This window comes from Pseudoalteromonas sp. AS71 (assembly GCF_038900275.1).
GTDB lineage: Bacteria > Pseudomonadota > Gammaproteobacteria > Enterobacterales > Alteromonadaceae > Pseudoalteromonas.
Genome location: NZ_JBBMQZ010000050.1, coordinates 1 through 3668, shown reverse-complemented (window position 1 = coordinate 3668; position 3668 = coordinate 1). Strand labels below are relative to the sequence as shown.

Annotated in this window: 4 protein-coding genes and 1 pseudogene; 4 read left to right on the top strand and 1 reads right to left on the bottom strand. The window is 38.5% G+C overall.

Features of this window, described 5'->3' with window-relative positions:
- A pseudogene (locus WNY98_RS20560) lies at positions 1–120 on the top strand (elongation factor Tu); the annotation flags it as partial.
- 341 nt (positions 121–461) lie between these two features.
- On the opposite strand, the gene WNY98_RS20555 reads toward WNY98_RS20560, so the two are convergent.
- Positions 462–1322, bottom strand: a complete 861-nt coding sequence (locus WNY98_RS20555) for a YicC/YloC family endoribonuclease (protein WP_342878812.1) — start codon at positions 1320–1322, stop codon at positions 462–464.
- A gap of 179 nt (positions 1323–1501) precedes the next feature.
- Between WNY98_RS20555 and rph the strand changes: the two genes are divergently transcribed.
- The 3 genes from rph to WNY98_RS20540 are packed head-to-tail and all read left to right on the top strand — an operon-like array spanning position 1502 to position 3315.
- Complete coding sequence (gene rph / locus WNY98_RS20550) at positions 1502–2215, top strand: ribonuclease PH (protein WP_002958890.1); 714 nt, start codon at positions 1502–1504, stop codon at positions 2213–2215.
- Positions 2216–2233: 18 nt separating this feature from the next.
- Entirely contained in the window at positions 2234–2878 is a 645-nt protein-coding gene (gene pyrE / locus WNY98_RS20545; RefSeq protein WP_342878811.1) for an orotate phosphoribosyltransferase, read from the top strand.
- Positions 2879–2934: 56 nt separating this feature from the next.
- A complete protein-coding gene (locus tag WNY98_RS20540) occupies positions 2935–3315 on the top strand; it encodes a diacylglycerol kinase (protein WP_002958892.1) in 381 nt (126 codons plus the stop codon).
- The last annotated feature ends 353 nt before the right edge of the window (positions 3316–3668 follow it).

Below are 3668 nucleotides of genomic sequence, written 5' to 3'. Positions count from 1 at the left end.
AACATCAAGATGACAGTAACTCTAATCGCACCAATCGCGATGGATGAAGGTCTTCGTTTTGCTATCCGTGAAGGTGGCCGTACTGTAGGTGCTGGTGTTGTAGCAACTATCGTAGCGTAATTATTAGCCTAGCTAATTGTTACCAAAAAGCCCGAGCTTAGTCTCGGGTTTTTTAATGTCTAAAATAAAGTGTCATATGAAGGTGGCGCTCTTACTTTAGGCGTAGGTGCGTTGTAGTAACGTTTAAGCGTAATTATTAGCCTAGCTAATAGTTACCAAAAAGCCCGAGCCTAGTCTCGGGCTTTTTAATGTTTAAAATATAGAGTGATTTGAAGGTGAGAGTCTCACATTAGGCGAAGATACTTGGTAAAAATATTCAAAATGTCATTATTGGCATTAATAAAAACCCGAGCCAAGCCCGGGTCTCTATAAGTTATGAATATGCCATAATTGGGTGATAACTATTCAATATTTTGAATTTGTTCTCTCATTTGTTCAATCAACACTTTTAGCTCTACAGCGGCAGTCGTAATATCACTATTAATAGACTTAGATGCTAGCGTGTTTGCTTCACGATTAAATTCTTGCATCATAAAATCTAAACGGCGACCACATGCGCCCCCTTTTTTAAGGATTTTTTTAGTTTCTTTAACGTGAGACTTTAAGCGATCTAATTCTTCAGCCACGTCTTGTTTTTGCGCAAGATAAATGAGTTCTTGTTCAAGGCGTGACTCGTCAATATTAGCTGTTAAGTCTTCTAGCTTTTGAGCCAGTTTTTCACGCTGCCATTTAGCAATTTCTGGCATGTGCGTTTCTACAATTTCTACTTGCTCCAAAATTGCATCAAGACGAGTTGCTATCATTTCTTGAAGGTTTGCACCTTCATCGCCACGTGCTGATTTAAAATCTTCAATTACTTGATCAAGGCCAACAATTAGCGCTGTATTAACGCTATCCATATCAAGTTCTTCAGCTTCCATAACACCAGGCCAGCGTAATATATCAACAGGGTTGATATCACCGTTACTTTGTTGTTGAACCCACTTAGCACTATTTATAAGTTGCTCAGCAAGCGCTTGGTTAATCGATAATTCACCAACATGAGCAGGGTTTGCTACAAATTTTAAAAAAACCTCAACCTTACCGCGTTGTAAGTGTTTGCGTAAACGCTCACGAATAACTGGCTCCATGCCACGAAATTGCTCTGGTGCGCGAATAAATGTTTCAAGGTAACGCTGGTTCACTGAACGAACTTCCCAAGTGCCAGTACCCCAATCGCCTTTTATTTCGCGACGCGCATAAGCTGTCATACTGTGGATCATGGATATTTTCCTAAATTTATAAATACAATATTACGATGATTATACCGTAACACTGCTTAAGCTCTAGGGAAAATTTAATACACTGAATATTTTGCATACAGCTATTTATTTAAATCAGCATGGTATCTATACCCACATACACTTATAATGTCGCAAATTCTGAATTAAGGGGATCATCGATGCGTCCAAGCGAAAGAACACCTAACCAAATTAGACCTGTTACATTTACACGTAACTATACTTTGCATGCTGAAGGTTCAGTACTTGTTGAGTTTGGTAACACCAAAGTACTTTGTACAGCTACTGTTGAATCGGGCGTACCTCGCTTCATGAAAGGTCAGGGTAAAGGTTGGATCAATGCTGAATACGGTATGTTACCGCGAGCAACGCATACGCGTAATGCTCGAGAAGCTGCACGTGGTAAGCAGGGCGGTCGTACTATGGAAATTCAACGCCTAATTGCACGTGCACTTCGTGCTGCTGTTGATTTAAAAGCACTTGGCGAAAACACAATCACCATTGACTGTGATGTAATCCAAGCTGATGGTGGTACGCGTACTGCTTCTATAAGTGGTGCATGTGTTGCACTTGTTGATGCGCTAACGCATATGCGTGCCAAAGGTATGATTAATTCAAACCCACTTAAGCATATGATTGCAGCTATTTCAGTCGGTATATATAAAGGTCAAGCAATTAGCGATTTAGAATATATTGAAGATTCAGCAGCAGAGACTGATATGAACGTAATTTTAACCGAAACAGGTAAAATTATTGAAATTCAAGGTACAGCCGAAGGCGAACCTTTCTCGTTTGATGAGCTAGATGAGTTACTTACTTTAGCTAAACATTCTATTCGTGAAATCATTGACGTACAAAAGCAAGCATTAGCATAAATAGGTAGGCCACTAGATATGAAAGATTATCAAAAAGAGTTTATAGAATTTGCCCTAGAGAAGCGGGTATTAAAATTTGGTGAGTTTACTTTAAAGTCAGGGCGAATAAGTCCGTACTTTTTTAATGCAGGTTTATTTAATACAGGCCGTGATTTAGCGCGTTTAGGTCGATTTTATGCTGCTGCATTAGAAGACTCAGCGATAGAGTATGATGTATTATTTGGTCCTGCATATAAAGGTATCCCAATAGCGACAACAACAGCTGTTGCATTAGCTGATCATTATAATAAAGATGTACCGTACTGTTTTAACCGTAAAGAGAAAAAAGCACACGGTGAAGGTGGAACATTAGTTGGTTCAGAGCTCAATGGCAAAATAATGCTAGTTGATGATGTAATAACCGCAGGTACTGCTATTCGTGAATCAATGGAAATCATTGCCGAAAATGGTGCAGACCTTAGCGGTGTTTTGATCGCATTAGATCGCCAAGAAAAAGGTAAGGCTGAGTTATCAGCTATTCAAGAAGTTGAACGCGATTTTGGTACTAAAGTGATATCAATCGTAAAATTAGCTGATCTTATTAGTTACCTTGAAAATCAAGGGACGATGGACGAGCATTTAGCCTCAGTTAAAGCTTACCGTGATCAATACGGTGTAGCATAAATAAAAAGCCTCGCAGTGCGGGGCTTTATTTTGACCTTCATTTGTAGAGTTTATTAATGAAAGATGTATTAAAACCAAATGGCTTAGGCCTCAAGCGTGTTTTTAAAGCAACCTATTGTTCCTACCTTGGCTTTAAAGCAGCATTTAAAGAAGAAGCTGCGTTTAGGCAAGAGCTATTATTAAGCCTTATATTATTTCCCATTTCATTTTGGCTTGCTTCATCATTATTACATTGGGCGATATTAATCAGCTCACTGCTTATTATACTAATAGTTGAATTATTAAATTCAGCGATAGAAGCGCTAACAGATCGGGTAAGTACAGAATTACATGTATTATCAGGTAGAGCCAAAGATATGGGATCTGCAGCGGTAACACTTTCACTAACGATCGTATTGATCATTTGGGGTGTAAGCCTCTATATGAAGATCGTTTAGCTCTACTTTAAATATAAAAAGAGTTAAAGCGCCTTTAGTTGTTAATAATTTGCTGGTTATGTTGTGTTTTTGACGTGTTTAGCTTAAATACTCACCGAACAGTATGTTATTTCAAGTTTTCTTCAAAAAAGGGTTGATCTGTTTTCGGATCTCCCTATAATGCGACCCCACTGAGACGGGAAAGGTCAACGCCTAGCGAGACCCAAACAACTCAGGGTGTTGAGTAAAACTTAGCATTGATAAATATAGCATTTATCAAAATTAAGTATTGACAATAAAATAGGAAAGCGTAATATGCGCAGCCCTAGCGAGATAAAGTTTAACTTTAATCGCAACGTTCTTTAACAATATAA